Origin of the sequence: Kitasatospora sp. NPDC093102 (assembly GCF_040683915.1) — a bacterium.
Lineage (GTDB): Bacteria > Actinomycetota > Actinomycetes > Streptomycetales > Streptomycetaceae > Kitasatospora.
On sequence record NZ_JBFBFA010000112.1, the window covers coordinates 1 to 4,039 of the forward strand.

Genomic DNA, 4,039 nt, shown 5'->3' on the forward strand with positions numbered 1-4,039 from the left:
GCAACCAACGGTAGATCGGCAAACACGACTGTCCGCCGCAGGCCATCGGCATGCCGCCGCGGCCGTTGTTCATCGAGTTCTGCAGGGCCGCCTTCTCCGCCTCCAGCGAACTGGTCGGCACCAAGGCACGTCCCCGCCGCCGCAGCGTCCGCTACGCCACCTTCCAGGGCGCGGGCCCGCTGGAGCAGACCGTCCTGCTGTGAGGCCCGATGGCCCGGCGGAGGGCCGACCGGCCCTCGGCCATTCTCGGGGCCGCTCTCAGGACGTTCCGGCCGGGATCGCCGTGACGGGAAGCGTCTGCGGCGCCGCAGTCGTCACGGGCCGGACGGCGAGGGGCCCGAGTCGGCTCTCCACCATGACCAACGGCTCCGGGACTCCCGGGGCACGCGAGTTGAGGTACTCGTTCAACGACATCCGCGAACTGCCCTGACGCGTAATCAGGGTGACCGACCCCGGCTGCTCGTCGAGGACGAGGAAGCTGAGCCCGTCCGTCTCCGCCAGTACCTGTGGCACCGCCCGTTCGACCGCGTCCGTCCACTGGCCCAGGACCACGGCTGCCCAGAAGTCCGCGTCCCGGGGGAGGCCGCCCCGCTTGCCGTCGTCGTACTGCTCGAAGTTCTCGCTGAGCTCGGTGGCGACGATCTGTCGCACCGTTTCCGCCGTCCTGGGCAGGGTTCCCATCACCGAATCCGGAAGCACCTCCGCCAATGCGTGGCTGACGGCGTGTTGCTGGTCGTCCGCAATCGCGATCTCCCTGTGATTGCCGACTACGTACGGCTTGCGCCAGTCTCCGTCCGGGAGCTCGACGACGGCACCGGTCTCCGAGCTGCCCGGCCGCTGCGTGCGCTCGATGCCGCCGCTCGTGACCGGCTGCGCCGCGGACCCCGCGCCATGAGCAACCCAGTGGGTGTCGGGGCGGTCGCGGAGCCCGGGAGGGACCGTGACGGTCAAAGTGCCCATGGGAGTGCCGCCCATCCGGAACGGACTTGCGAAGACCGTCAAGGACAGCCCGTGCTCGTCACGCAGCCTGTCAGCAAACTCGGAGGCTGTCCGGAGTGCCCGGAAGCGAAGCTTGGCCAGTCCTGAAGAACCCCTCCACCAAAGGCCGTTGGCCAGGGTACGACCGGCGTAGCACTGGCTCAGCACCACCTTCAGCCGAGGACCGAACCTCGCATACATCTCCTGGAACCCCTTGTCTGCGATCACCAGATCCGCAAGGTGGTCCCCGGCAATCACCATCTCCTCCGACTCGTCGAACTGCCGCCACGGGTGGACATCGATCTTCACGATCCCGGGGTGTCCGTGGCCCGACACGAGCACGACCGGCTCACCCTTCCACGGCGCCGGATAGTACCGGCGCGACGTCGCGAACGTCGGCGTCGTCTCCTCCACCTTGTAGTCGCTGCGAGGCCCGGTGTGAAACCTGGCGAAGACCGTCCTCGCCGATGCGGCTCCACGTGGTTGGAACATGATCAGCTGCGCGTCGTACCTGCCCAACGTCGAGGAGTGGGTCAGGAAGGACTCCAGCTTCGCGCCACCCACCGGCTGCCCGTGCGGCCATCGATCCCGCCAGTGCTCGATTCCGAGGAGGTGCCGCAATCTGCTGTGCAGTTCCCTCAGCCCATCGATACCATGTCGGTCATACAGGTCATACAACCGAAGCAGTGCAGCGCCGCTCTCCGATTCCGGCTCCAAGTAGTCCCGCGCATCGGCGAACCACGACGGAGCCAGACCGGTGTTGGTCACGATTCCGTGCAGTTCCTCAAGCACGTCATCGAACAGCTGCGGAGCCCTCTCGTTCAGGGTTCCGGCCAGCTCACCGGCTGCCGCGTTCTCCAGCCGGGTCAGCGTTTCCCCGTCCAGTCCCAGGAACGTGGCCATGGCGTCCCGCCGATGCCGTTCGAGCAATTCCTCCCGTCTCGGAAGCTCGGGCTCGAACAGCCGGTCACCCTCGTCGATCATCTCCTGCCAGGCATGCCGTTTCGCCGTGGTGACGGATTCCTGCGAGACGCCGAACTCCTTGAGCAGCTCGGTGCTCGCGAGGGTCAGCGGATCACGGTCGCGGGCCCGCCCGGCGAAACGCTGGATCAGCCTGGTGCGGACGCCAGTGGGAGACACATCCTCAAGCGGAGGGGAGTCCGGGTGCGTTCTCCTCCCCCAGTCCACCAGGATGCCGTGGACGGCGCCGGCGAGCACCTCCGAGGTCGTCCGGTCCCAGACGTGCTTCCAAGGGTCCGGCGGTGGCAGCGGGCACGGAGGCCAAACGACGCGACCGTGCTCGTCGGAGCCCACGAACATGCCCTCGTACGGATGCCCAGGCGGCGTGGCCAACCGCCATCTGCCGGGAGACGTCCCGTCGGCGTCCAGTACCCGCACCACCCGTTGCTCGACGACGGCCAGTGGGTCCCAGATCGAGTCCGCCACCGGGGCCACGACGGGCCTCCCGAGAGCCAGCGCCCACTGATCCAGCAGTTCGTCGGACACCATGGCCGAGCTGTTCTCCAGGGGCTCCGGGAGCAACTGCACGAAGCGATCCGGCCCGACCTTCGCCGTCTTGAGCAGGTCCTTGATCTGGCCGGGGGAGGCGAGCTGATCGTAGCTGTCAACCTTGTCCGCCACGAACATCTTTCCGTCCGGCGCCACGAGGACGGGAACCGCGAAGGCCTCAGCAGGCTGCCCCTGGTCCAGTGCTCGCCAGGAGGCCTCCCACTGTTCCCCACCGACGGTGTAGAACCCGGCCGGACTCAGCTTGAGCCACGGCCGGTCGCCCAGCACCACTCGCCCGGCGTGATCGGTTTCACCACCGATCCAATCGGCTCCGGCGCCCAAGGTCAGCTCCCCGTACGGGTCGAGCCCCATCGGCGCGTCGGGTGGTGCCACGACGAGCTTCACCAGGAGTTCGTCGTGCGACTTCACGAGGGAGACGGTGTTCGCGAACAACTCGGCCACGGCCGGGTCGCCCGGGACGCTCACCGGGAGCTGCACCGTCACGAAGTCGGTCTCGGCGAGCAGTTCGCCCCACGCCTCCGCCCCGTCCTCCGGATCGGCGATCCGCCAGCCGTGCTCGGTCGGCACCAGGACGGAATCGGGCGCCGCCGAACTGACGTCCAGGTGACCGATCTTCGGCACCTGGAGGATCTGGGCGCCCAGCCCCCCGTGGACCTCCACCACCGAACCGAAGGGGTGGACGGCTGGGTCCAACACCCAGTTGTCATGCCACCCGGCCGTCGCCACCGTGCCGCGCACCGGCACGGCCGGAAACGGCGGGATCTCCAGATGGTCCGGCTCCCCGGCACCGGCGTCGGCCCTGGCTACTTGGGTGGACGACCCCGCGTGCCCCTGAGCCGCAGACGCCGACCCGGACTGATCGGGCGCGCCTCCGGGCACGCCGCGAGCCACGCGGCCCTCCACCTCCGCGACCCCGCGCGCTCCCCGCCGGAAGGCCTCCTGCTCCGCCGGCCCCAGCACGGAGACGCCCGAATCCACCGCCTTGCCCTTGCCCCCGACCGTCGGCACCAGGCCCTGCCGGGTCTGCCACTCGACCAGCGACCGCTCCCCCGCCCACATCGCCCGACGGACGAACCGCCGGTCCTGCCACGTCCGGTCGACCATGGGCACGTCCGCCACCTGCGACACCATCCCCGCATACGCCTTCCGACGCCCGTCCGACAGCCCCTCGAACCACACGTCCAGATGGGCCCCGGACGGCTCCCCGTCCCGTGGATCCGTCGGCGCGGCGCTGCCCGGCAGGGCGGCCTTGTGCATCACGGCGCGGTGCGCCAGATCCACACCCCCGCCCACCACACCCAGCACAGCCCCCGAGGCGATCGCCTCCGCCAACACCTTCGCATCGACCGACCCGCCCTCGAACCCCGCCAACGCCCCCACCGACGCCACACCACCCCCGACCCCCGCCACCGGATGCGCCAACAACCGCCCCACATCCCCCACCGGCAGATGACCCCACCCCAGCCGCACCCCACCACCCGCAGCACCAGCCGCCGCACCCACCGCAGCAGCCTCAGCCGACGCCCAGTCC

General features: G+C 69.6%; 2 protein-coding genes. One reads left to right on the top strand and one right to left on the bottom strand.

Translation table 11 applies throughout. The features are described from left to right. Positions 1-50: 50 nt before the first annotated feature. Entirely contained in the window at positions 51-203 is a 153-nt protein-coding gene (locus tag AB0O11_RS39075; protein WP_363397325.1) for a hypothetical protein, read from the top strand. A 55-nt stretch (positions 204-258) separates the two neighbouring features. Here the strand turns inward: AB0O11_RS39075 and AB0O11_RS39080 are convergent, their stop codons facing one another. Continuing rightward, entirely contained in the window at positions 259-3,879 is a 3,621-nt protein-coding gene (locus AB0O11_RS39080; protein ID WP_363397328.1) for a hypothetical protein, read from the bottom strand. Positions 3,880-4,039: the final 160 nt, after the last annotated feature.

Excerpts from the sequence above, each read along its gene's own strand:
- AB0O11_RS39075 (WP_363397325.1), top strand. The coding sequence starts at position 51 with ATGCCGCCGCGGCCGTTGTTCATCGAGTTCTGCAGGGCCGCCTTCTCC.